Origin of the sequence: Acaryochloris sp. IP29b_bin.137, from assembly GCF_028285745.1 — a bacterium.
GTDB lineage: Bacteria > Cyanobacteriota > Cyanobacteriia > Thermosynechococcales > Thermosynechococcaceae > Acaryochloris.
Window position 1 is genome coordinate 1 of record NZ_JANQOP010000139.1, and the last position, 25,450, is coordinate 25,450.

15 protein-coding genes and 1 pseudogene are annotated in these 25,450 nt (G+C 44.4%); 8 read left to right on the forward strand and 8 right to left on the reverse strand.

What is annotated here, in order from left to right; all coding sequences use genetic code 11:
- From Q0991_RS10595 to Q0991_RS10605, 3 genes and pseudogenes are all read right to left on the reverse strand, one after another.
- Positions 1–351 (reverse strand): transposase (locus Q0991_RS10595; protein WP_299488182.1); only part of this gene is annotated, 351 nt, incomplete at its 3' end.
- A 69-nt stretch (positions 352–420) separates the two neighbouring features.
- Positions 421–804, reverse strand: a pseudogene (locus Q0991_RS10600) (transposase); the annotation flags it as partial.
- A gap of 177 nt (positions 805–981) precedes the next feature.
- Entirely contained in the window at positions 982–2,040 is a 1,059-nt protein-coding gene (locus tag Q0991_RS10605; RefSeq protein WP_299488185.1) for a hypothetical protein, read from the reverse strand.
- Between the two features lie 678 nt (positions 2,041–2,718).
- On the opposite strand from Q0991_RS10605, the gene Q0991_RS10610 reads away from it, so the two are divergent.
- The 7 genes from Q0991_RS10610 (at position 2,719) to Q0991_RS10640 (ending at position 14,814) form a co-directional block, all read left to right on the forward strand.
- Positions 2,719–3,357 carry a hypothetical protein gene (locus Q0991_RS10610; protein ID WP_299488187.1) on the forward strand — a complete coding sequence of 213 codons (639 nt, stop codon included), beginning with the start codon at positions 2,719–2,721 and terminating at the stop codon, positions 3,355–3,357.
- Positions 3,358–3,600: 243 nt separating this feature from the next.
- The gene (locus Q0991_RS10615) at positions 3,601–6,966 is read left to right on the forward strand and encodes a CHAT domain-containing protein (RefSeq protein WP_299488188.1); all 3,366 of its coding nucleotides are present in this window, start codon (positions 3,601–3,603) and stop codon (positions 6,964–6,966) included.
- Between the two features lie 181 nt (positions 6,967–7,147).
- Positions 7,148–7,813 (forward strand): hypothetical protein, encoded by a 666-nt coding sequence (locus tag Q0991_RS10620; protein ID WP_299488189.1) that lies wholly within the window; start codon positions 7,148–7,150, stop codon positions 7,811–7,813.
- Positions 7,814–7,838: 25 nt separating this feature from the next.
- A complete protein-coding gene (locus Q0991_RS10625) occupies positions 7,839–8,831 on the forward strand; it encodes a DUF1822 family protein (protein ID WP_299488190.1) in 993 nt (330 codons plus the stop codon).
- Positions 8,832–8,835: 4 nt separating this feature from the next.
- Positions 8,836–11,295, forward strand: a complete 2,460-nt coding sequence (locus Q0991_RS10630; RefSeq protein WP_299488191.1) for a CHASE2 domain-containing protein — start codon at positions 8,836–8,838, stop codon at positions 11,293–11,295.
- Positions 11,292–12,143, forward strand: coding sequence for a DUF928 domain-containing protein (locus tag Q0991_RS10635; RefSeq protein ID WP_299488193.1), 852 nt, complete (start codon positions 11,292–11,294; stop codon positions 12,141–12,143). The genes Q0991_RS10630 and Q0991_RS10635 overlap by 4 nt, the downstream gene beginning before the upstream one ends.
- A 1,414-nt stretch (positions 12,144–13,557) precedes the next feature.
- Positions 13,558–14,814 carry an ATP-binding protein gene (locus Q0991_RS10640; protein ID WP_299488195.1) on the forward strand — a complete coding sequence of 419 codons (1,257 nt, stop codon included), beginning with the start codon at positions 13,558–13,560 and terminating at the stop codon, positions 14,812–14,814.
- Positions 14,815–15,137: 323 nt separating this feature from the next.
- Here the strand turns inward: Q0991_RS10640 and Q0991_RS10645 are convergent, their stop codons facing one another.
- Positions 15,138–16,598: an ATP-binding protein gene (locus Q0991_RS10645; protein WP_299488197.1), complete on the reverse strand. Its 1,461-nt coding sequence runs from the start codon at positions 16,596–16,598 to the stop codon at positions 15,138–15,140.
- A 784-nt stretch (positions 16,599–17,382) separates the two neighbouring features.
- Between Q0991_RS10645 and Q0991_RS10650 the strand changes: the two genes are divergently transcribed.
- Positions 17,383–20,166 carry a GAF domain-containing protein gene (locus tag Q0991_RS10650; RefSeq protein ID WP_299488199.1) on the forward strand — a complete coding sequence of 928 codons (2,784 nt, stop codon included), beginning with the start codon at positions 17,383–17,385 and terminating at the stop codon, positions 20,164–20,166.
- Positions 20,167–20,489: 323 nt separating this feature from the next.
- Here the strand turns inward: Q0991_RS10650 and Q0991_RS10655 are convergent, their stop codons facing one another.
- The 4 genes from Q0991_RS10655 to Q0991_RS10670 are packed head-to-tail and all read right to left on the reverse strand — an operon-like array spanning position 20,490 to position 25,442.
- Complete coding sequence (locus Q0991_RS10655; protein WP_299488201.1) at positions 20,490–21,956, reverse strand: HAMP domain-containing sensor histidine kinase; 1,467 nt, start codon at positions 21,954–21,956, stop codon at positions 20,490–20,492.
- A 27-nt stretch (positions 21,957–21,983) separates the two neighbouring features.
- Positions 21,984–23,291 (reverse strand): iron uptake porin, encoded by a 1,308-nt coding sequence (locus Q0991_RS10660; RefSeq protein ID WP_299488203.1) that lies wholly within the window; start codon positions 23,289–23,291, stop codon positions 21,984–21,986.
- Complete coding sequence (locus tag Q0991_RS10665; RefSeq protein WP_299488204.1) at positions 23,284–24,297, reverse strand: NAD-dependent epimerase; 1,014 nt, start codon at positions 24,295–24,297, stop codon at positions 23,284–23,286. Before Q0991_RS10665 ends, Q0991_RS10660 begins: the two co-directional genes overlap by 8 nt.
- A complete protein-coding gene (locus tag Q0991_RS10670) occupies positions 24,285–25,442 on the reverse strand; it encodes a histidine phosphatase family protein (RefSeq protein WP_299488206.1) in 1,158 nt (385 codons plus the stop codon). Before Q0991_RS10670 ends, Q0991_RS10665 begins: the two co-directional genes overlap by 13 nt.
- Between the last annotated feature and the right edge of the window lie 8 nt (positions 25,443–25,450).

Sequence of the window (25,450 nt, forward strand, 5' to 3'; positions counted from 1 at the left end):
CTCAACGAGAATGGGAGTCCCATCGTCGTCGGCAGTCAGGTCTTTTTGTGTTTCTAGTCTATTGGGGCAGGCTGAAGCGTGGAGGTTGTTTTTTAAGAAATCTCGTTCCATTTGAACTCGTTTGAGTTCGCGGCGTAACTCATTAAGTTCTTGACGTTCGGCAGAAGTGAGCTGGCCTTGTGGGTCTGATTGACGGTCAACTTGGGCTTGTTTGACCCATTTGCGCAGGGCGCTTTCGGTCAGTCCCATTTCTTTGGCAACTTGGCTGACGGGTTTGCCGGATTGATTCACAATCCTAACTGCCTCTGCCTTCTGTTCGTCTGTAAATAGTCTGCGGGGTTTTTGTGTCATCTGAACATTCTCCTAGGTTATCGACTCTTCGGGAATGTCCACTTTTTCGAGTAAAGGTCACATAGACCGCCCCCTTTTTTCCGTTGTCTTCACCGATTGAGAGTCAGCAATGGCAACAGCAGAGTCTTGATCTCAGTCCATCTCTTGCCTCAATTGATGGCGCAGGATGTCATGGAACATACTCCAGTTGCCTTGGCGTTGCCACTTCTGAAAGTAGTTATAGGCGGTTGCGTGGGCTGGTAAATCATGGGGAAGCATTTCCCACTGACATCCCGTCCGTTGCATGTAGAAAATTGTGTTGAGGATTTCTCTCAAGTCAACGGTTCTGGGTCGTCCAAATCCTTTATCATTAGGCAACAGCAGTTCTATGACTTCCCATTCAGCATCACTGAGATCTCTGGCATAGGCTCGACGATGAGGATTTGCAATCTCAGGTAAGCGACTATGATACATAGCGCTTGAAGTAGCTACAACTCAAGCCTAGAGGCGAAATTTAACGACCTTATCGCTCTTAATACTTACTTTATAAGTCAGCTCTCAAAAAACTAAAATATTTTACATCTGCTCCAGACCTTATGAACGCTAACAAAACCTATGACTGTTTGATTTCATAGGTTTTGATCACTCTCATTAAAGGCTTGGTTTCTCCAAAGGCTTCTCTAGTTCAATGAACCTTTGACCAGAGCTGTGTCTTACTAGAAAAAAGCATCTACTATGATGAGCCCCAGTTTGCAATTGCAATGAGCCTGCCCAAGGAACAATCTTCTCTCCAGGCAGCTCTGTAAACTGAACAGAAATATCATGCTCACCAGGCTCTAAAGAGATACGAGTGAATGCCCCTTCTGCAGGACAGGATTCTATTCGCTGGTTATATATCTTGCATTTTTTGCAAGGTGGGAGGGTCTTAAACTGGGGTGTGGGACCACTGACCGTGATCCACACTTGGCGAGGGGAAGAATTTTTAAGCTCTATCTTAGATGAGCCATCGGTCGTAGAACCAACCCGCTGGTCAAAGTCAATCTGCTTTGCTCCATTTTGCTTGATATTAGCCACCGTTACTCGTGCCAAGGCTGGGGTCCATAGGTCTGATTTCTGGGGATATTGCTGCTGGCTCTTTTCGTAGAGAGTTTTGGCTCGAGCATACTGTTGCTTCTGCTCATAACGCTGGCCACAATAAACATAAAACTGGGAAACATCCGTATCCTGATGAGGAATCATTTTGTGGTTTATCAAAGTTTCCAGTCTTTCACAGACCCGTTCCGTGGCTAGATCTTTAGGAATCGCCTGCTCAAACAAATTGGTGATGTTGGCCTGAGCAGGGGAGATTAGTGGACTCGTTTTATAGGCTATCACTAAGTTAGTAAAACGATGGAGTGCTGCCTCATGCTGACCTTGGGATTGCAGCTGCAATCCTGATAGATAATATTCACACTCTGCCTTTTTGACTGTAGCCCGATCTTGGTAATCTCCAAACCTCATAACCTGCTTCATCGCGATCACTTGATCAAACTTTTGGATCGCAATTTGGCACTGTGCTTGCTCATAGGCTTGCTGACCCTGTTGAAAACGCTGGCGAATCAGCAGATGGGGAGCACCCCAAAAGACACCAAAGATGACTACACCAATCCCCAATCCCAATAGGGAACCAGGGGGAAGCTGTGGCGGTAGCTTTCGATTGATTTGAGTCATGATTGTATGTCCTCAATGTCGAATAAATTCATGGATACTGGCACGGCTCTCGGTAGTTCAATCGGAGCCCCAAGTCGCAGAGCTACCTTGGAACCTCAATCCCGGTATCAATTACTGAAATTGACCTCATCAACCTTGCCGCTTTCCTTTGATTAACTTTTGCGGTTGAGCTGATACCTTAATCGCCTTGATCTGCGGCAAGGAAACTATTGTTCTAATGAGATTCCAGAAATTGGTCCATTTTTTATGCAAAAGGCACAATGAACTTTTAATATGAAGTGCTAAATTTCCTGGCTTCTTTCCGAGTTACTTGTAGAGGATTACAGTGAGGCAGGTGAAGCACCTCAACAATATAGTGGAGCTAGATTATTGCGATAGCACTTCAACGGCTCACATGACTGTAAAACTGAGTATTTCGCCGTGTTGATTCCTTAACTTGACTTGAGCAATCAATATTTTAGATCAGCTGTACCAGACACTTGAAACTATTGGTTTGATTTAGTTCTATTTTTCTGTTCGTTGATAGTTAACAGCAATGAACAGAAAAATTGCGATAAATTAATTTCGTACTTTTGTAACAATAATCAAAAAAAAAAGGTCTCAAACTGGAAAAGGGATTGAAGGGATCAGTAAGTGGTTCAACCACTTAGCTGTGATTAATCACTCGGAGGAAATTCGATGTCTCGATCCAAGCATTTCAGTTGGACACTTGCTTCAGTTCTTTGCTCCAATATGTTGTTGGGGGCTATTCCCAGTCACGCTCATCTTGAAACGTTGGCTCTTGAATCCAATGCTGTTTCTGCTGAGCCATCAATGAAGGTTTGGCAGACTTTTAGTTCTGATACGGATAGATTTCAAGTGCTAATGCCCAGTCAGCCAATTCAGTATTCTTTGTCTAATCGCCATATTCAGGCGCAAATGTTCATGCAAATGAGGTTGACGGGACCTCAGAGATTGGAACTATATGGGGTGGGGGTGGCTCAGTTACCGCGACTGTTCACTGATCCCCAAGATGTGAAACAAATGATGGCTGCTTGTGCGAAGTTTTTGGCTGATGGTGATCAGGTGACTAATGTTCAGAGGATACCTATTGGCAATCATATTGGAGTGGAGGTGGAAGCTACTTCTGCCAATGGTAGGCTGCATGTGACCAGATGCTATCTTGTGGGCCAGAGAATCTATATGCTATTTACTGCATCAGAACCCCTTAAACAGATAGCCGTATTTGAATCTACTACTAGTAGAACAAAGGGAATTGAGCGGACGCAGTCGATGGAGAAGTTCCTGAATTCTTTTCAGCTATTTGACTCGATTTAAGCTGCCTCTTATGGTACAGCAGTCAAATTTTATGAAAACAATATCTTCCCCTAGAAAAATATGATTTTATCCTGATTCAACGTCATTTTTAGTTCTAAATTTGGATATTGAGTGATTATTTTCGTCTGAATGTATGTGAAATTAATATTTTCCTAAGGAGTGCTGCAAAGCTTTGGGGAGCAGTACCTCTAATGGGAACGAAGTATTAGTACAAGTTTTTGATCATTTCAATGAGGTTGGGTGATGAAGTATTTTTGTCGATTAGCTTTAATCGGTTTGCTCCTGAATTTGATCTTGGGTGAGGGGCACAGTATCCAGGTGATGGCTCGTCCCTTGCAAGGATTGTTGATGGCTCAAATTGCAGATTTAGAGGAAGCAAAACAGCTTCTCCAACAAGCTCAAGAACTCTATAGTCAAGGGAAGTATACAGAAGCGATTCCCCTAGCAGAACGAGCCGTGATGATTAGCAGGGGACGGCTGAATTCAAAAGATTATAAGTTGGCAACCTATTTGAACAACCTGGCGGTACTCTATCAAACCCAGGGTCGTTACTCAGAAGCAGAACCTCTGTTCAAAGAAGTTGTGGAGATTGTACGCATCGCCTTACCCCAAAACCATTTTAGCGTGGCAATGCATCTAAATAGCCTAGCATTACTTTACCGAGACCAGGGTCGCTACTCAGAAGCAGAACCTCTATTCAAGGAAGCCGTGGAGATTGACCGCATCGCTTTAACCCCAAACCATCATCTACTGGCAGCCCATTTGAGCAACCTGGCTTTAATCTACCAAGCTCAAGGTCGTTACCCAGAAGCAGAGCCCCTGTTCAAAGAAGCTGTGGAGATTGCCCGCATCGCCTTAACCCCAAATCATCCTGGCGTGGCAATGTTATTGAACAACCTGGCGGTACTATACCAAGTTCAGGGTCGTTACCCAGAAGCAGAGCCCCTGTTCAAAGAAGCGTTGAAGATTGCCCGTATCGCCTTACCCAAAAACCATCCTAAGCTGACAATGTTTTTGAACAACCTTGGAAAACTTTACCAAGATCAAGGTCGTTACCCAGAAGCAGAGCCCCTGTTCAAAGAAGCGTTGAAGATTGCCCGTATCGCTTTACCCAAAAACCATCCTGAGCTAGCAATATTATTGAACAACCTTGGAAAACTTTACCAAGATCAAGGTCGTTACCCAGAAGCAGAGCCCCTGTTCGAAGAAGCGTTAAAGATTGCTCGTATCGCCTTATCTCCAAACCATCATAATCTGGCAACCTATTTGAATAATCTGGGGGAACTCTACCAAGTTCAGGGTCGTTACACAGAAGCAGAGTCCCTGTTCGAAGAAGCGTTAAAGATTGCTCGTATCGCCTTATCTCCAAACCATCATAATCTGGCAACCTATTTGAACAATCTGGCATTACTTTACAAAGACCAGGGTCGTTACACAGAAGCAGAGTCTCGGTTCAAAGAAGCGTTGAAGATTACCCGTATCGCCTTATCTCCAAACCATCATAATCTGGCAACCTATTTGAACAATCTGGCATTACTTTACAAAGACCAGGGTCGTTACACAGAAGCGGAGTCTCGGTTCAAAGAAGCGTTGAAAATTACCCGTATTGCCTTACCCAAAAACCATCCTGAGTTGGCAACCTATTTGAACAATCTGGCATTACTTTACAAAGACCAGGGTCGTTACACAGAAGCAGAGTCCCGGTTCAAAGAAGCGTTGAAGATTGCCCGTATCGCCTTACCCAAAAACCATCCTGAGTTGGCAACCTATTTGAACAATCTGGTGGCACTATATTGGGCTCAGAATGACTTACACACTACTCTTCAGTATCTCCACGAAGGACTAGAGATTGAAGAATATAACCTTTCTCGCAATCTAACTGTGGGCAATGAGCAGCAAAAAAAAGCTTTCTTATCCCGCTATCAAGGATCTACTGACCTAGCCATTTCTTTCCATCAACAATCGGATCCTCAGAATCTAGATACAGCTCAACTTGCATTCACTACTCTCCTCCGCCGTAAGGGTCGACTCCTTGATGTCCTAGGCCAATCCTTCCAACACCTTCGAAATAGCCCTGATGATGAGGTATCCAAAAAACTCTCTCAGCTCATCGATACTCAAAACCAACTCTCAACTCTTACAACCAGGGGACCTGGCAACTACCCTAATCAGTATCAAGAGACCCTCCAAAAACTGACAAAAAATGAAAAACAACTCACCACTGAACTGAGTCAAATGATTGCTGGACTTGCCGAAGTCTACCAACCCGTTACGATTCCTCAAATCAAAGCTGCCTTACCTCAAAACGCTGCCCTGGTTGAATTTATTGAGTACAAACCCTTTGACCCCAAAGCTAAACACGGACAGCGTTTGGGAAAACCTCGCTATGCCGTCTATGTCTTACTCCCCTCCGGCCAACTGCAATGGGGTGACTTAGGGTCTGTAGCTGAGATTCAACCCCTCCTTTCAGACTTCATTACTCGGGTACAGATTGAATCTGAAAACAAAGATAGCCTGCAAACATTAGCCCTACCACTCTACAACAAGATTTTCCGGCCTATCCGCCATATGGTGGGCAACAGGAAGCATCTCCTGCTCGCGCCCGATGGCGAACTCAATCGGATTCCTTTTGAAGCCCTTATGGATGAGCAAGGGCAGTACCTTATCCAAAATTTTCAATTTACCTATCTCTCTTCTGGTAGAGACTTAATGAGGTTAGAGAATTTACAGAAATTAGATAACCTACCCCAAGCTCAATTCCCCCTGCTATTGGCAGCACCTGACTTTGAAACTAAGAACTTGAACCCTCAGAATCTTAAGGTGGCATCGGTTCAGAAAACAACGCAAGCAAATTCTGTTCGTTCTAGGGGCAGCAATACCCATTCTGCAGAGTATGCCAAAATCAGTTTTCTGCCCTTAAAAGGTGCTCGAGCTGAAGGTAAAGCCATTGAGGCAGGGGGGTACTTTGATTTTCAAGCGGTATACGGCGAAAACGCAACTGAAAGTATCCTTAAGCGATGGGCTAATCCATATATCTTGCATATAGCCACTCATGGCATTTTTCTAGAGAAAAATGATATTCGGACACAGAGTCCGTCCAATGCATCTAATGCACAGTTCAATAGCCACTTGAATCAGGTTGTCTTGAGCGAGAAGCCCTTATTGAGATCTGGGTTGGTGTTTGCTGGGTTTAACAAGAAAGAGAAAGACCCAACAGGGGATGATGGCTTACTCACAGCACTGGAAGTCAGCAGGTTAGATTTGAGAGCCACCCAGATGGTGGTAATGTCTGCTTGCAAGACGGGGGTGGGGGATATTCAGAGTGGAGATGGGGTCTATGGTCTTAGGCGAGCATTCACGCTAGCAGGGGCGAGGAGTCAAGTGATGAGCTTGTGGGATGTCCAGGATGCCAGTACTAAAGAGCTGATGGTTGCCTATTATGCGCTCCTTGATCAGGGAAAGGGGAGAGGTGAGGCATTGAGGCAGGTCCAGTTGGATATGCTTGAAGGCAAATTCGATGACAAAGAGAACGGTATCAATTACAAAACTCCCTTCTATTGGGCTCCGTTTATTCGTACAGGGGATTGGAGGCCGCTAAAAGCTCTGTAGTTGTAGTACCGTTCATAATTTCTCTATTCACCAGTCCCAAGTAGGCAAACCTGATCTCCCACTAGGTTTGAGAGACTTACAAATTTGATATCCCCTGTAAATCATGGATTTTTGTAACAAAATGTCGAATACCTGCCCTTTCCTCCAGAAACACAACTAGAGAGATAGGAGAACACTTTGTGTGAATCAAGCCCATACTGAAGACGAGACACTCCAACAGTTAGCAATCCAAGCACAGAAAAGCCCGCCACAGAGTCCTGAGCGGCACCAGTGCCTTCAACAGTTGGTATCTGATATTCTCCACTCTGGCAAGCTGGGGCATCCGGCAATTGGAAACTACCCTCGCGAGGTCTATGAGGAACTCTATAACGAAGCGTTACAAAGAACCTTAATCAAAGTCTGTACCAAGATTGATCAATATAATTGCGCCCACCCCGTGATGGCATGGGTCAATCATTCGCTCAAATATACCTTTATAGATGTCGAGCAAAGCCGCTATCGCCACGGTATGACTTATATAGCTGGATCGATGAAGAATCAGATCCTAGGATGCTCTTTAGACGACTTGGATCATCCCCCCCCTACTCCAAACAGAGATGATCAAAGTGATGCAGATAGGCTCCGACAATTCCTTGTAGAAGATCCCGAGGGATGCCTCAGAAAAGTCTATGTGAGGAATCGTCCTGAGATTACCTTTCAGCGGGTGGCGATCGCTATTTATGTGGAGGATCAGAGTTGGACTCAACTGAGCGAGTCTCTGGATATTTCTTTACCAACCTTGCATAGCTTCTTTAACCGCAATCTCCAGAAACTAAAACCTTACTTCAAAAAATATATCCTACCCTAACGTCACCCAATAACCGAGAACCCTCATGAGTATCCATTCACCCATTACCTTCACAGTACCTCTATCCTGGGAAGCCCAAGTCCAAGCCCAGCACCATAGAGCCCAGCAGGTGACCCTTGAAAAAGCTAAAAAGGCTTATCTCAACACCCTGGCAGTCTATGCTGTGGACTACTATCTACGTTGCTTGGGATTTAAGCCAGATCTTTCCCGCAGTGATTGTACCGATCAGATTAGCCTTCACTTTCTGGATATCGCAGACCTGCTTCTACCCAATTTAGGCAAGCTAGAGTGCCGCCCAGTCCTTCCCGGTGCTGAAGTATTGGAGATTCCTTCCGAGGTCCATGAAGATAGGATTGGCTATCTAGCAGTCCAGTTCACTCAGTCCTTAAAACAGGCAACCATCCTCGGATTTATCCCTGACCCCCTTCATCAAGTCCCCCTCAGCCATCTCAAATCCTTAGCGACTTTCCCTGAGTTCCTCCATGACTTGAGACAGACTACCGTAGTGGAGCAACTGGAGCCCTTTCAGGGATCAGCAGTGGTTGAATTAGGCCAGTGGTTAGAAGGGGTGGTCAGTACCGGATGGCAGACTCTGGATACATTGTTAAATTATCACCCTCAGTGTGTGATGCTTAGGAGCCAACCGGGCTTGGAGGATGGCCAGTTGGTTACCCTGCTTGATACTGCAGATCAAGCTGCTCACACCTCTAAAGTGAAGCTCGTCGATTTGGGGTTGCAGTTAGGCGAGCAAACCGTGATGTTGATGCTAACCCTTGCGCTGAAGGAAGATCGGACCTTGAGTACCCAGGTGCGAATCTATCCCGCTCGTCACGAGCATTTGCCGCCTCAACTACAGCTACGGATGCTGTCGGAGACTGGAGATGTTTTGCAAGAAGTGTGGTCAAGAGGCCAGGATAACTACATTCAGCTCAAGCCCTTTTCCGGTGAGAGGGGGGATCGATTCCGCCTCCAAATGGCCCTTGACGAGATCTGTGTTACAGAAAACTTTGTCTATTAAAACCATGACGATACAAGTTGTGATTCACTTGGGATCTGGCTCTTTAGCTGAGGGGTGTCCCTATATCTGCGCTACCCTCTATACCAGTATTAGCAGCGTACCCGAACGGTGCCCACCTGCCTCGTTACCAGCGTCACCAGAATTGACTGACCTGTATCGGAATTATCAGATGCTATATGCAGCGTTCTACGGCAGGCAGCAGAGTTCAACGCGTGCGCTGCAAATTGAGCAGGCAGCACTAACCAATTTCTCCAAGCGGGAATTTGATCAGGTTGCTCAATCCCTTGAACAACATTTGAATGCTTGGCTTCATGAGGAGTCCTTCCAACCAGTTTATAAAGCTATTTGTCAAAAGCTTCATCACCAGCAGGAAATCCAAGTCATTCTGGAAACGGATGATCCACTTTTGCGCCGTCTCCCTTGGCAACTCTGGGATTTCTTTGAAGATTATCCTAGAGCAGAGCTGGCTTTGAGTCTACCCTCTTATGGACGACTCCAACCCGAGTCTCAGACTCCGCATGGGAAGGTGAGAATATTAGCCGTCTTTGGCAATGGGCAGGGGCTTGATCTCGAAGGAGATCGAAAGGCAATGGTGGCCTTACCGGGTGCCGAGGTGGTTGTTCTCCCCCAACCTTCTCAAACGACGTTCACTCGCGAGGAGTTGAATGAGGCTTTGTGGGACAAGCAGGGCTGGGACATTCTCTTTTTTGCCGGTCATTCAATGACGGATACTCAAACGGGGATAGGGAAGCTGATGCTCAATGAAACAGTAGAGTTATCGGTGGCTCAGCTCAAGCATGCTCTGAAGACAGCTCTAAATCGGGGTCTAACCCTGGCCATATTCAATAGCTGCGACGGTTTGGGATTGGCTCAGGGGCTGTCTGATTTGAATATCCCCCAGGTCATCGTCATGCGAGACATGGTTCCAGACAAAGTCGCCCAGAGATTTTTTACCTATTTTCTAGAAGAGTTTGCCCAGGAGAAGGTTCCACAATCGCTTTATCAATCAGTTCGCAATGCCCGTAGTCGGCTGCAGGGATTAGAAGATGAGTACCCCTATGCCTCTTGGTTGCCCGTCATCTCTCAAAACCCAACCACCCCGATTAAAACCTGGCATCAGCTGCGCTACCCCCGAGGGATTCGAAAACCTCGGTTGCCAGGGGTACTACTGATGACTTCGGTCATCAGTGCTGTCTTTTTAGGCATACGGCCTCTGGGGATGCTGCAACCGATGGAGTTGATGGGGTATGACCACTTTCTACAGCGTCCGTTAGCAGAGGAACGGAGGGATGATAACTTGTTCGTCATCGAAATTACCTCAACTGATCTTAATCAATCGATATCAGATCTAAAGCTATTACAGCTACTCAAGCAACTCAGGATGATGGGGGCACGAACCATTGGCACTGACATCCTTAGACATGAAACAAACAACCCAATGCATCAGGATTTAAAAGAACATTTAAAGACCGTCGATAATTTCTTTGTTCTTTGTCGGCATCGCACCTATGTGGAAGGTCATCTGAAGCCTCACATCCCTGCTCCTAAAAGCGTTAATTCTAAATTCCATACGTTTTCCAATGTCCCTGTCGATCCAGATAATGTGGTCCGACGCCAAAAATTGAGTCGTGGACAAGTGGATGCCAAAGATTGTCAAGCAAGAAATTCGTTAAGTTCATACGTTGCTCAGGACTATTTGGAGCATGACCTTTATCCCCATTCTCAAAGTGGGAAGGTTCTGCAGCTAACTGAAAATCGGAAACAGTTTCAAATCCAAGGGAAGATTATTCCCCGGCTCGGCGCCTTCTTAAAGGGTAATTTCCCAAATAATGTATTATTCGCTCCTCTAGAAAAGATACTGTTAGCTCGATATGGTCCCTATCAAGGCACAAAAGCTGATCTTGGGGGAACACAACTCCTCCTCAACTACCGGTCTGGTTCATCTTTGAGCAGCAGTTTCCCCTCAGCTTCTCTCGGGGAGGTTATGAGTGCGGAGTTTGACCCAGAAAAGGTAAGAGACCGGATTGTGCTGATAGGCATAAATGATAAATCCTCTGATCAATTCTCAACACCCTTTCCCGGAAAACAAAAGGATCGCCAGAAAATTTCTGGAGTGTTTATCCATGCCCATATGGTTAGTCAACTCATAAATTTCACTAATGGACATCGTCACCTTATCGATGTGTTGCCTTTATGGAGCGAAATCCTCTGGGTTTGGGGATGGACAACCTTCGGGGGATTTTTCCTATGGGGAACTCAAATGCACCCCATACGCTACCTATTGCCTGGATTGGGGCTCGGGAGCGGCCTCTATATCTGCTGTTGGGGGCTATTTCTGAATGGCCTATGGGTTCCTTTAGTGCCCACTGTGCTGGCATTGACAACAACGGGTGTCTTGATTTGGATTTGTGCGAGTGGTTTTGCAGTTATCAGTCCTATTCGATGGAGTAGCAATGAAAAATGAGTAATGCAACCTCTCAGGTTAATAGACGACTCAGAGCCACAGTTGCGATCTCTTTAACCTTGATGGGAATACTCTCCTATCCTGCCAGTCTGCGTGGCCAGAGTGAGGCAGCCCCCCCTAATGCACTCAATTCTCCTGTTGAAAATGGGATGTCCCCAGACAGTGGTCAACATACTGCAGGAATTCTGACAACCATTATTTCTCGGATCACTCCCAACGATCATCCTGATGATGAAAGTGATTCCAAGGATACAGAAGGTGCAGATTCTCGTGGATTGTGTGAACCTGGGAAAGAGGTTTTTGTCGCATTGTCCCCCAATGCCTTATCGAAAAATTTCGATCCCACTGATTCAGAAAAAGCCTATTTTCAAGCAACGTCATCAATCACCCCCACCCTATACTTCTACACCTCAATTCAATCGCCCATAACGGCTCAATTCACACTTTTCAATGGAACAGGGAAGAAAACCCTCAAGACGCTTCCAGTCAAAATGTCTACGACGACGGGTGCCATCCCGATCTCATTATCAGGGCAATTTCCCTTGGAAGCCGGGAAGCACTATGTGTGGAAACTAGCGTTATACCGCGAAGGAGAGCAAGCTGCAGGAGAGCCTGCCTTCAGAGCAATCAAAGGTTCCATTCAACAATCAGAGCTCAGTTCTCAACTGAAGACTCAATTGGCTCAGGTATCCCCATTAGAACGAGTGAATCTCTATGCCCAACATGGATATTGGTTCGAGGCGTACCATGCAGTCGCCAATTTAGATTTGCAGAAGCAAACCCAAGGTCTAGGAGCATTAGCATCAGAACTTGGGATTTTCGAGTGTATCTTGCACTCAAATAAATAACGCATTGAGCACATGAAGTGCTGCCCCATAAATGCCAAAACCAAAAATCAAGACCTTCTCTTCTGACATCTAAAAAGCATTAATACTGATCTGAAGGAGGTATAGGGAGCGGTAGTTTGAGGATATTTTGACAAAGCCCAATATGAAAGATACCCAATATCCTTGGCGAATAAATTTTGGAGTGCCCTATGAATATATTTAATTTATTAGTTTTTTTGACAGCTGTTACTATGAGCCGTGCCCTTAGTGATCAAGCTTTCAGAGAACTAACTAAAGATGAAAAGGTGCGACTGATGGATTGTTTCATAGCAATCCGAACCTATTCCTTCCTTCCTTACTACTTTTTATTAGCAGTTTTTGGGGTGTTGCTTTTATCTAATGCAGTCGACCCACCATATTTGGTCTTTGGTTTTTGCAGCTTATTACTTTTTTACTCACTAATTCGAACTGTAATGAATTATCACCGATTAATTCATTGGAGATTACCAAAAACCTATACAAACATGTATGCAATTTCTCAATCCATCTATTTTATAGGCCTCTTGTATTTCTTCCTAACTGCATTTTTTAGCAGAAATGCTTAATAACAAATAAAACTGACCTGAGTTAGAGTTAATAAGTAACCAGCATTAACTGGTCAATTGGTAGAGAAAGTTTTGTCAATTGATGATGCGAATTAATTAATCCACAGAGCATATTAGCAAAGAAGGTTACTGGAGTGTTCATTTCAATAGAGATTATTGAGTTAGCTAATAATCATTCTAATAACTTCTATTGTTTATTCATATATCTGTTGCTATTTCTAAGATCATAATATTTTCAATAAAACAGTTTTATTTTCAACTATACTGTCTTATATATAGCAATATCAAAAAATAATCTAAGAATTTCTTATAAATGTGAATTGGCAGTATTTTAATTTTTATAATCAAATTTTTCTAAATATAGGTTTCCTTAAAAATGGCTAGCTTACTTGATTAAAGGCAAATCGCATTACCCCAAAATATCAGAAAGAGTGATCTTAGTTGCATATCATTGACATAAATTGCTCCAAATCTTGCATGATTTTGTCAGATGTTTTGGGTAAAATTCGAATTTCATAAATTATTTGATAATTTTTATTTTGGTTAAATAATTATAAAAATTATGTTATGTCGATTTTTCTTTTTTATTACTCAACTTGAAGGAGGGTTTTGCCATGATAAATACTACGCAAAAGAAGCATTCTATACTGTCCTCAATATGCACATTATGGGCAAGCTTTTCTCGTCAGACTCGGATATATATTTTGCTAATTTATATTTCTTTACTAGGTCTATTTACAGGAGTATCTGTTCTACTGTTTCAGGTTTTAGTTACAAATCAGATTTCTCAGCGAGTTCGTAGTGATCTGAAGGAAGCTAGAGAAAATTTTTTGGAGATCTATACAGATTGGGAACAGAAACCTAATCAAACGAGGCAAGATCTAGAAGACTTTGTAGATAAGTTGTTATCTGATCAAATCATCCAAGATGATAATTTTTTTGTCTTCATTATTAATGGAGAATATTACCGCTCAAATCCACCTCAATTACTCGGGCCAATGCAAGTAGGGTCTGAACTCTATCAACAATGGACCTCTACCACTCAATTTAGCCCAGAAGAGTGGAAGTCAGCAGATACTGAACTTGGCAACATTCTGTTTAAAGCAGAGCCCCTAGTCGTAGATGATCAGCAGATGGGTGTGATGGTCCTAATCCATGAATTGGCAGAAGAACAAAACGAGGCTTTAGCCATCGTCACCACTTTTACATTCATAGAGGGTGTTGTTGTGTTGATATCCCTCCTACTGGCCTGGTTTGTGGTTGAGTGGTTACTAAAACCTGTTCAGGAGCTTGCAATTGCTGCTCGGCAAATCAATGAATCCGATCATCTAACCCAGCGCCTGACTCCAAAAGGCTCAGGTGAACTAGTAGATCTCGCTCAAACTTTCAACGCCATGATGGATCGACTTCAGGAAAGTTTTAATCATCAGCGTCGGTTTGTCAATGATGCGGGCCATGAACTTCGTACCCCCATTACAATTGTGTGGGGTCACTTGGAATTGATGGCAGATGATCCGCAAGAACAACATGAAACGATTGAGCTGGTCCTGGATGAGCTAGATCGGATGGGGTGCCTCGTCAATGACATGATTGCCTTAGCCACAGCGGAACACCCTGATTTTCTTCAATATGAAAGGATTGATTTGAGACAATTTATCCGTGATCTGTTTACTAAAGCTCAATCTCTCGCAGATCGTATCTGGCAAGTGAAGCTAGAGTGCTCCGGCTCAATGATGGGGGATCGGCAACGGCTAGCAGGTGCCTTACTCAATTTGCTAAGAAATGCCGCCCAGCATACACCACCTAATGGAACCATTGAATTAGGCTGTAAACAGACTCTCACCCAAGTCATTTTCTGGATAAAGGATACAGGAAGGGGAATTTCCCTAGAGGATCAACAGCGAATTTTTGACCGCTTTGTTCGCTTAGGTAAACGACGATCTGAAGGCTCTGGTTTGGGACTGGCAATTGTTAAAGCATTTACAGAAGCTCACCGAGGCAAAATTGATCTAGTGAGTCAATTGGGTATTGGCTCTACCTTTACGATTACACTACCCCTCTCTGCTCAAAATAACACTGTGGTGTAATGTTACCGGCTGGAGAGATTTCAACAACAGGGCAACCTAAATGAAAACTAATTGACCCCAGTAAGTCTTCAAACCCCATTCAATAAAGGCTTTCAAATCCAAAAATTAAGAGTATGATATCGCTGAAAGCGGAGTTTAGATTGAGCATGTCCTTGTGGAACTTCTATGCCCTCGTTGGCAGCTGTTATTTGAGTTATGCATATTTCGATTGAATGAACAGGAAAAGGCCTTAATCAAGACGCTATTTGCCTTTCTGCTAAAGGTTTTTTCAGATAATGGAATGCGTCAGAGTAAAGGAGTAAATTGTTTGCATATGTATCCCATCAAATCTGGCTATCTCGAAAGGGAATTATCGGGATGCAAAGTGTGAAGGTCGAACCCACTCCAGGTTCACTGACTAATTCTATTCGGCCTCGGTGGGAGTCTGCAATGGCTTTAACAATCGCTAACCCCAAGCCGGATCCTTCTCGCTGCCGATTATTGGGGGCACGGGTAAATCGATTAAACAGAGCAGGCTGAACTTCTGGGGCAATCCCTGTTCCCGTATCACGAACCCAAAACCGTGCCTCAGTCTGGGTACATGAGCAACCCAACTCAATCGTGTCTTCCTTTTTTGTATGCTGGCTGGCATTGCGCAGTAGATTCAACATCGCACCTGTAATCTGTTGGCGATCACACATGAGCTGCTGATGTGCATTCAACATCAGTTGCCATTTGCGGGAGGCAAGGGTATGCGCCTTCGCAAATAACTCTTTAGTGAGTTCACTAACCTCCACCTTTTCGAGCTGCAAAAAATCAGGTCGTTCAGATCGAGCGAGTAAAACCATACCCTCAACGAGGCGGCCCATCCGATCTAATTCATCCAAAACCAAGGAAATAGTCTCATGTTGCTCTCTTGGATCATCCCCCATCAATTCCAGATGACCCCGCACAATAGTAATGGGAGTACGGAGTTCATGGCCCGCATCGTTAATAAAGCTGCGCTGGCTGTTGAAGGCAAATTCCAGGCGATCCATCATGGCATTAAAAGTTTTGGCCAATTCCGCCAGTTCACCAGTCCCCTTCTCTGGAATTCGTTGGCTCAGGTCTGTTTCACTGATCAATCGGGTCGTCTTTACCAAACTACGGACAGGGGCGAACAAGAAACCTGCAATCAGCCAATCGACCATGAGGGCAATGATTAGCACACCACTTGCCACTAAGATAAATACGTAAACTCCTTCTAAGGCCTCATTGTGTTCCCCTGCCGTCGCATGGGTGCTGATATAAGTTGCGCGCTGGTTACTATCTAGGATTAAGGGATCAGCTTTGTAAAGGATTTTGCCAATATCAGGGTCGGGACTATGCCATTCCCCACGTTTCCCTTCTTCTAAATTGAGCCAACGTTGGTACAAGGGTGAACCAGGACGAAGCGGCTTGAGTAACACGACCGGATTCGCTCGATAGAACTCGTCTTCGAGCAGAATGAGAAAATAGTTATCATCTGCAGGTAATTTTTCTTCCATATAGGCATCAATAAATGCTTGAAAATCTCCAAGGGTTTGAGTTGATGATTGTTGATTCCAGTCGTTAAAAGCCTGGAGAAAGTCAGCCCTCGATTCTCTCAGATCGGCCCGTACTCGCTGATCAATCTGATAAAACAGAAGATAGCGAAAGAGGGGAATTGCTAAGCTCATCAGAACAGCCAAGACCAAAATGTAGAGAAGCAGAATGCGTGTTCGAGCTTGACGAAAGAATTGCTGAGGGTAAGCTCGCTGCAACCAATTGACTAGAATATTACTCACAGTTGCACCTAGCTAACCAGTAGCAATGAAGTGGTTAAGATAATAGATTATTCGAATCATAATTTATCTCAATAAAAAAACACTATCTAAAACATATATATCCATTTCATTACCCAATGTATAATTTTTTTAATGCACTAAACTTTGATATAAGTCAATCTAGTTATTGACTTATATCTTTAGAAACTATTGATCATGCAAGTAAAAACTAAATTTGTAGAAAAATTGATAAAAAACTACTTTAATATTGTGATTGGTTCACTCAGAATCCACTTATCTATTCATTGATCATGCATCCTATAAAATACAGAATCCTCTCAGAGAAAGCCATTTCTTAAGTGAAACCTATTAGTATTCTAGGCCTATTCCGTAAATATTGACTGTTCTAGATGTATTCTCTTAGACACCATAAAACCCAATGAATAAAACAATGTTTATATTGTTTTATTCATTGGGTTTTACAACAAGTATGTTGTTAATTAAGTAAAATACCAATATGTGATTAATGTTTAATTAGTATGGATTATGTTCACTGCTCTTTGTATATTGACAACGGAAGTATATTCATAATCTAAATCAAGCGCTAAATTAAAGGGTAGCGTTCGCCCATCATATCTTTGTAGTAGGCGAAGCATCTATCTTCTGTTTAAAAATCAAACAGAGGGTTTAATGAATTGATTGCTCAAATATTTATTCGGAAAAATTATATTTCAGGTTGAATTAGCTATAGTTTTGCACAAGTTTTTCGTAAATTTGGATAGTATTTGTAATTAGTCTTTAAGGAATGAATCAATCTGGATCTGGTCCTCTTGACGCACTAACCTTTCACCACAAAGAAGGTTTAGAGGGAGGTGATCATCCTTCATACGTTGATGTTGATTTCAACAATCAGTTGCAACAAAGCATGTTGCTGCAAAAAGTATCTGATGAAATTCGACAAACTCTTGATACAGATATAGTCTTTCGAATTGCCGTCGATAAGGTTCAGGCATTATTACAAGTAGATCGCGTCGCGATCTACCAATTCGAATTTGAATCTGGTTATACAGAGGGTGTTTTTGTAGCAGAAAAGGTGCGGCCAATGTTTTACTCAGCCGTTGCTGCTCGGGTTCAAGATGATTATTTTGGAGAGCATTATCCTTCCAAATATCAATTGGGACAGGTATTTGCAGTTTCTGATATATACAACGCAGGTTTAAGTGATTGCCATATTCAGATTTATGAACGCTTCCAGGTAAGAGCGACTTTAGTTGTGCCTGTGCTCCAGGATAAAACTCTATGGGGGTTGTTATGTATTCATCAATGTTCGAGACCTCGAGAATGGCAAGAGGCTGAAATTGAATTTGTGCAAAAGTTAGCGAACCACCTCAGTATCGCCTTAAAACAGGCAGCCCTTTATGAGGAATCACAAAAGAAATCTCAATTATTGCAAGGTGCCCTGCAGCGTGTCGAAGCTCAAAAAGAACAAGAAGAATGGAAAGCTCAATGTGAGCATAAAATTTCCAAGATTATTCAGCATATCCGACAAAGTCTAGATATTGAGGATATTTTCAGGGCAGCAACACAAGATGTCCGTGAGTCTCTGGGGTGTGATCGCGTGGTTGTCTACCAATTCTTCCCTGATTGGTCTGGAGAGTTCCTAGTTGAATCGACCGCTCCCAACCTCACGCCTCTGTCAGAATCGAAGGTGCCCATGTACTGGAAAGACACCTATTTACAGGAAACTCAGGGAGGGAAATATCGGGACGATGATACTACTGTCGTTAATGATATTTACCAACAATCTTATACAGACTGCCATTTAGAGATTCTTGAATGGTTTAAAATTCGGGCCTATATGGTTGCCCCTGTCTTTATGGGTGAAACCCTTTGGGGGTTACTAGCTGCATATCAGCTCAATCATCCTCGTCAATGGCATAAGGTCGAACTCTCTCTCCTCAAACAGGCTGGTGCCCAGTTAGGAGTGGCTCTGCAACAGTCAGAACTGTTGTTCCAACTGCAAGAGTCAAAAGACAAGGCAGAAGCTGCTAATCAAGCAAAAAGCACTTTCCTTGCCAACATGAGCCATGAGTTGCGTACGCCCCTCAATGCCATTTTGGAATTCAGTCATCTTCTCACACGGGACCAGAACTTGACTCCTGAACAGAAGCAGACTTTGAGCACAATTAACCGTAGTGGCACCCATCTCCTTAATTTAATCAATGATGTATTGGAGATGTCCAAAATTGAGGCTGGCAGAGTCTTTCTCAATTTTAAGGACTGTGATTTACTCTACTTATTAGATTCTCTCCAAGAAATGTTTACCCTAAAAGCAGAATCGAAGGGGTTAACGCTGAAGGTCGAGAAATCAAGTGATTTGCCCCTCTCTATTCGTGCTGATGAAAGTCGACTCAGACAAATACTAATCAATGTTTTGATCAATGCTTTGAAATTTACAGAAATGGGTGCCGTTACCCTGCGAGCTTATACCCGACCACAGTCATTATCTGGAGAATTAATCAGCAACAAGGCAGACCAAGCATCTCAATCTAACCTTTCTCTATGTTTCGATGTAGAGGATACTGGGGTAGGAATTGCTGAACATGAGCTCAATAGCATTTTCGATCTCTTTACTCAAACTTCATCAGGTCGTCAATCTCAGGAAGGAACTGGGTTAGGTCTTGCCATCAGTCGTCATTTCATCAATCTGATGCAGGGTGATATTCAGATTCAGAGTCAGATGGGGAAAGGGACAACCGTACATATTCAAATTCCTGTTGAAGCCACAGAAGTAAGAGCGATTCACGCGATTGATACACCTAATGTCACGAGACTTGCGCCAAACCAACCTCCCATACGTATGCTCATTGTTGAGAATAATCTAGACAATCGCCAGCTGATGATCCAACTGATGACGGCTGTGGGGTTTGAACTGCAGGCTGTTGAAAACGGTGAAGCGGCCATTGCTTGCTGGCAAACTTGGCACCCCCATGTCATTTTGATGGATTGGCAGATGCCTGATATGAATGGGTATGAAGCCACTACGGCTATTCGAGATCTAGAATTTCAGAACTGGCAGCGCAATTCTGAGATTGGCTCCCAAAGTTCACCCACAAAGGATCAAAGTACTGCCAATCCCATCGTTCGATCTGAACCGAGAACAATCATTATTGCTGTGACGGCTAGTGTCTTTGAAGATACTCAAACTGAATGCTATGAAGCGGGCTGCGACGATTTTTTATGTAAACCTTTGCAACAAAGCCTATTATTTGAGGTTCTAGCTAAGCATCTCAATCTTGAGTATCTTTATGATGATCTAGGCTCGAATTCAGATTCATTGAATACTCAGAATCCACAGCACATAAGTATGCAAAATATTGAGCAGGAGCTATCTCAACTCTCTGAAGAATGGTTGACTCAACTTCAACAAGCAGTGCTTGGATTGGATGAAGATCAAGTTAACCAACAGTTGTTAGAAATTATGGTTGAATATCCAAACGTAGCAGCAAAACTAATGAAATTATTCAAATCCTTACGATTTGATAAAATCCATGACTATGCCCTTCAGGCTTTGCTTTTGAAAAAGTAGACCTGTTTCAACACGGGGTAAAACCAATAGCTGCAATTATAGAGGTAATTAAAAGGATCAATACGCTGACAGTCCTGTTATCTCCGATAACCTTTTAGCTGAAAGACTCATAGCTTTTTGATTAAAGTTTTTAAATAACAGCCCCTTGCAAGAGGATAGAGATTCCACAAAGACATGCTTCAATCTAAACTCCGGTTTCAGCGATATCATATTCTTAATTTTTGGCTTTGAAAGCCTTTACTGATTGGAGTTTGAAGACTTACTGGGGTAAATTAGTTTTCATTTAGGTTGCCCTGTTGTTGAAATCTCTCCAGCCGGTAACATTACACCACGGTGTTATTTTGAGCAGAGAGGGGTAGTGTTATCGTAAAGGTAGAGCCGATACCTAATTGACTCACTAGATCAATTTTGCCTCGGTGAGCTTCTGTAAATGCTTTAACAATCGCCAGCCCCAAACCGGACCCTTCTGATTGACGTTTACCTAAGCGAGCAAAGCGGTCAAAGATTCGCAGTTGATTCTCTGGAGAAATTCCCGATCCATTATCTTTGACCCAGAAAATGACTTGGGTGAGGGTCTGTTTACACCCTAATTCAATCGTACCCGTTGCCGACGTATATTGTGCTGCATTTCTTAGCAAATTGAGTAAGGCACCTGTCAGTCGTTGCCGATCGCCCATCATTGAGTCGGAGCACTCCAGCTTCACTTGCCAGTTGCGATCTGCGAGGGCTTGAGCCTTTGTAAATATTTCATTCATAAACTGCTTCAAATCAATCCTTTCATATTGAAGGAAATCGGGCCTTTCCGCTGTGGCTAAGGCAATCATGTCATTGACGAGGCGTCCCATCCGATCTAACTCATCCAGGACCAGCTCAATCGTTTCGCGCTGTTCTTGCGGATCATCCGCCATCAGTTCCAAATGACCCCGCACAATTGTAATGGGGGTACGGAGTTCATGGCCCGCATCATTGACAAACCGACGCTGACCATTAAAACTTTCCTCGAGTCGGTCCATCATCGTGTTGAAAGTTTGAGCGAGGTCTGCTAATTCTCCTGTTCCTTGAGGAGATAACCGTCGAGTTAAGTCTGATTCATTGATTTGGCGGGCGGCGAAAGCCAGTTGACGAACGGGTTTCAGCAATCTCCTCGTTATGAACCAGGCCAGCAGGAAGGATATCGACACAACAACAACCTCTACGAACATAAAAGTGTTGACGCTGGATAACGCTTCATTTTGTTCACCTGCCGTGGCATGAGCAAGAACCTTAACCCCCATCTGATGGCCATCCACCATCAGCGGCTTTGCTTTGTAGAGAATGTTCCCAATCTCAGGGTTCTCTGTTGCCCGCTGATCTTCATCAAACTTAGTTATGGAGGCCCATTTCTGAAAGAGTTGGGATCCTGGTTGCATGGGATCGAGTAATCGCGGTGGATTGGAACGGTAAAATTCCCCATTAATAATGAAGATAAAAAAGTTATCGTCCTCGGGCAGCTGATTGGCTAGAAATTTATCAGCAAAATCTTCTAGATCTTGCCTATTTTGATTCGGTTTCCGTTCCCAATCGAGGTAGGCTCTTTGAAAAATTTCTCTAGCTTCTATCAGATCACCCCGCACTCGCTTAGAAACCTGATCCGAGATCAAAGTGTGAAAGAGAGGAATGGCTAGTCCTGTTAACCCCCCCAACAGGACAACATATAACAGCAAGATGCGAGTTTGAGTTTGGCGGAAAAACGTTTCTAAGAGTGAGCGAGGTGGTGATACGACTGGGGGGGGGTGTTTAGATTCAACCACAAAAAAATCCTCGACAAAAAGCCGTCATTAAAAGCGAAAAAGGGTGCGCAGGGTACCGACCACAATTGTTGACCGATTGAGATCTGCTTCTGGATTGGTGATCACAACAATGCCAGGTGTGATGGTGATGTGGTCGTTCATACGAATCTGATAAAGAACTTCGATATGCCAGGGGGGGGATGTTTGATGGGATCTCGAAAGGACATGGGGGGGACGGCCAATCACCAGTCCACCGAGGTCATCATCTCGAAATAAGCCGCTATATCCAATTGTAAAGGCCCAATTCAAGATATCTGCTTGAGGATGACTAGGCAGATCCGTCGCAGTGGCTCGGGTATATCCAGCCCAACCCGACAGGGTTAGCTGCTCCGTAATATCGGCAGTCCCTTGAAGCCCGACCGAGTGGGCGGCAATGGCTTTGCTTTGATCAGCAAACGGATCGTTGGCCAGATGGCTCCCCGTGCCAGAATCCAGGCCATTGAGACCATAGGTATAAAGCAAACCTAGGCGAATAGAGTCAGTCGGGTCAAAGGTGAGTTGGGCAAACGCGATGGATTCTTCATCAGAAAACAGATCTAGATCATCTCCCAGATAGCCAAGACTGAGATTGATCTGTTCATTAAAGTCATGTGCTAGTCCAACTCCCGCATTGCCACCTTGTCGATAGAGGGGATTACGCTGTCCAAAACGGGAAATAGCCCCGCGACTACTGCTACTCAAACGAGGATTCAAAGGGTCAGCAATATCACTAATTGAACCACCAATCGCTTGTATAAAGACATTAGTGTCGTCTCCAATCGGGAATTGGTAATCCAGTCGGCTGAGCGAAACCCGATTTTGGTCATCTCCTTGAATGGAAAGACGGGCAAGATCGGTGTCAAATACATCATCGAGCTCAGCAACATTCGTGGTTTGCAATCGTAAGCGTAAGCGATCCTCTCCTGAAAAACGGGTCTCAAAGTTTAAGCGGATGCGATTGCCGAAGCTAGGCCGGAGGGGGTCCCCAGAATTGGGGCGATGCCCCGCTGTCTGAATCAAGGAAAAGACAGCTTCACCCCTCAGCTCAGTTCTGGGTACACCGTCAGATGACACCTCTATCTCCGCCATTGTCGAAGTCTTAGGGAACACGAGGGTTGAGGCGTCGCTGGCTTCGAGCTGCCAAACAGGATTGATGGGCGCTTGCAGCGCCTGTGGATCGGTGTTACTTTCCGTATTACCTGAGGACTGCGGAGTTGGGTTAGCTAGTGCACGGGGAATGATCCCTAAAACTCCGATTGCAATCCCCACCCAAAAACTGCTCAAATGCCCACAGAATCGTAGAGTCTGATTAGGCACAGCGAGATTGAGACCAAAGTTCAGAGCAAGGGTATGACTGAATCCCATGGTAAGAGCGGTACCACTGGATAAACGAGCGCATCCCCTCCTCTATAGAGGTTTGAGGTTGAAATCCCGTATCTCGGGTCAAAGCACTGACGTCAGCAAAGGTGCTGGGAACATCTCCAGGCTGCATAGGTAACCATTTCTTGATCGCTGGTATTCCCATCTCAGCTTCAATCACCTCAATGAAACGGAGTAAATTGATGGGGGTGTGATTGCCAATATTGTAGATTTTGTATGGGGGTCCTTCAGATTGCGGTGGGCGATGTAAGACTCGAACAATCCCTTCTATCACATCGTCAATATAGGTAAAGTCACGTTCCATCTGGCCGTGGTTGTAAATATGAATGGGGGTTTGGGTTGAGATCGCCTCCACAAATTTGTAATAGGCCATATCTGGTCTACCCCAAGGCCCATAGACGGTAAAGAAGCGCAGACCCGTTATCGGTAAATCGTATAGGTGGCTGTAGGAGTGAGCCATGAGCTCATTCGCTTTCTTGGTCGCCGCATACAGGGAGATCGGGTGATCGACGTTATCTCCCTCAGAAAACGGAACGTTGCGATTGGCTCCATACACTGAGCTGGATGAGGCAAAGACGAGGTGAGCTATTGATTGCTGACGGCACCCCTCCAGAATTGACATAAATCCCACTAGGTTGCTATCCACATAGGCATTGGGATTTTCAAGAGAATACCGAACCCCTGCTTGGGCAGCGAGGTGAACCACTCCATCAAAAGATTGTTCCGCAAACAGTTTAGCGATACCTGGGAGATCGCTCAGATCTTGGACATGAAACTGAAAGTTCTTGTGAGAAATCAGTTGGGCTAATCGGGCTGTCTTAAGCTTGACATCGTAATAGTCGTTTAAGTTATCAATGCCATAGACGTGTTTGCCTTCTTGCAATAGGCGTTGACATAAATGGTAACCAATAAACCCAGCAGCACCCGTGACTAAGATGCGCATGACAGCAAACCTCGGCTAACAACGGTTGGACCTGCAAAATTTAGAGACTGCAAAATAGGCATATTTTGAGTGGTTGGACAATGAACCACACTCACCCTTCCTTCTATCAGAGGTAAATGCAGTAGCGGATGGGGACCGATAATACGACTGAGCATCTGCTGGATTATCTGAGGCTGAGCCACCAATACCCCCGTTATCAGTTCCGTAGATTGTGTTGGATACTGGCGGCTATTCAGGGCCTTTAGCCAAAGATGATGGAAGTCCGTACGATTTGTATGGAGTTGAACCGTGTGGGGATGCTCAGCCAAAATGGCTTTGCAAAGAACCTGGGATACATCACTTTGGCTAATGCAGAAGTCCAGTTTCTGAGCGTGAAGTATTGTGTGTAGGTCTTGTACAGACTGTAAATCCCTCTTTCCAGTGGGTACCATCAACAACCGCAGACCTTGCCGTCCAGCTTTAAGCTTGGGCAGGACTTCACCCAGATGACTGGTATCATTCATGGTTTCTAAATGGGCTGGTCTAGATGGGTCTGGAAAGCTCAAAATGCTCGTGCCACAGTTTGATTGCTGCACCGCATGGTAGTAACTGCAGGGCAGTCCAAGGGCTGTTCCGATTAGGGCTCGAATCGTACCGCCATGACTAACCACTAGTATTGTTTGGCCAGCGTGACGGGGTAGGATTTGTTGCCAAAAGCCCTGGGCTTGGTCATAAAGATCCTGGACGGGTCGTCGGACCCCTTGTGGCCCCGCCATCTCAAATTTATGGGGGTATTCAATCCAACGGTGGTAGTCTGTGGTCAAGGACTCACGTACATATTGGTAGCGAAGTCCCGCCCATGCGGGGAGATCGATCTCTTTGAGATTTGGGTGAGTGATCATCGGTACTGAGGTACTTAATCCTAATTGGATTTCCTCAGCTGTTTGCTGGGTTCGCTGTAAAGGGCTGGTATAAATAGCTGAAAAGCGTGTTCCCTTTAAAACTTGACCTGTTTGGCGAGCATCCGCATGGCCTTTCTCCGTTAATACAGACTCATCACTTGCCCCTTGATAACGGCCTTGTTCGTTAAAGGTACTCCGACCGTGACGGACAAGAATCACTCGTGTGGGTGGAGTCACTGGTGTATAAAGCTGCGTATTCGTCATAATTTCTA

Bases quoted from the DNA above. Each gene is read 5' to 3' on its own strand.
- Q0991_RS10665 (WP_299488204.1), bottom strand. From the start codon at position 24,297: ATGCGCATCTTAGTCACGGGTGCTGCTGGGTTTATTGGTTACCATTTA.
- Q0991_RS10610 (WP_299488187.1), top strand. From the start codon at position 2,719: ATGTCTCGATCCAAGCATTTCAGTTGGACACTTGCTTCAGTTCTTTGC.
- Q0991_RS10650 (WP_299488199.1), top strand. From the start codon at position 17,383: ATGAATCAATCTGGATCTGGTCCTCTTGACGCACTAACCTTTCACCAC.
- Q0991_RS10670 (WP_299488206.1), bottom strand. From the start codon at position 25,442: ATGACGAATACGCAGCTTTATACACCAGTGACTCCACCCACACGAGTG.
- Q0991_RS10635 (WP_299488193.1), top strand. From the start codon at position 11,292: ATGAGTAATGCAACCTCTCAGGTTAATAGACGACTCAGAGCCACAGTT.
- Q0991_RS10630 (WP_299488191.1), top strand. From the start codon at position 8,836: ATGACGATACAAGTTGTGATTCACTTGGGATCTGGCTCTTTAGCTGAG.
- Q0991_RS10615 (WP_299488188.1), top strand. From the start codon at position 3,601: ATGAAGTATTTTTGTCGATTAGCTTTAATCGGTTTGCTCCTGAATTTG.
- Q0991_RS10605 (WP_299488185.1), bottom strand. From the start codon at position 2,040: ATGACTCAAATCAATCGAAAGCTACCGCCACAGCTTCCCCCTGGTTCC.
- Q0991_RS10625 (WP_299488190.1), top strand. From the start codon at position 7,839: ATGAGTATCCATTCACCCATTACCTTCACAGTACCTCTATCCTGGGAA.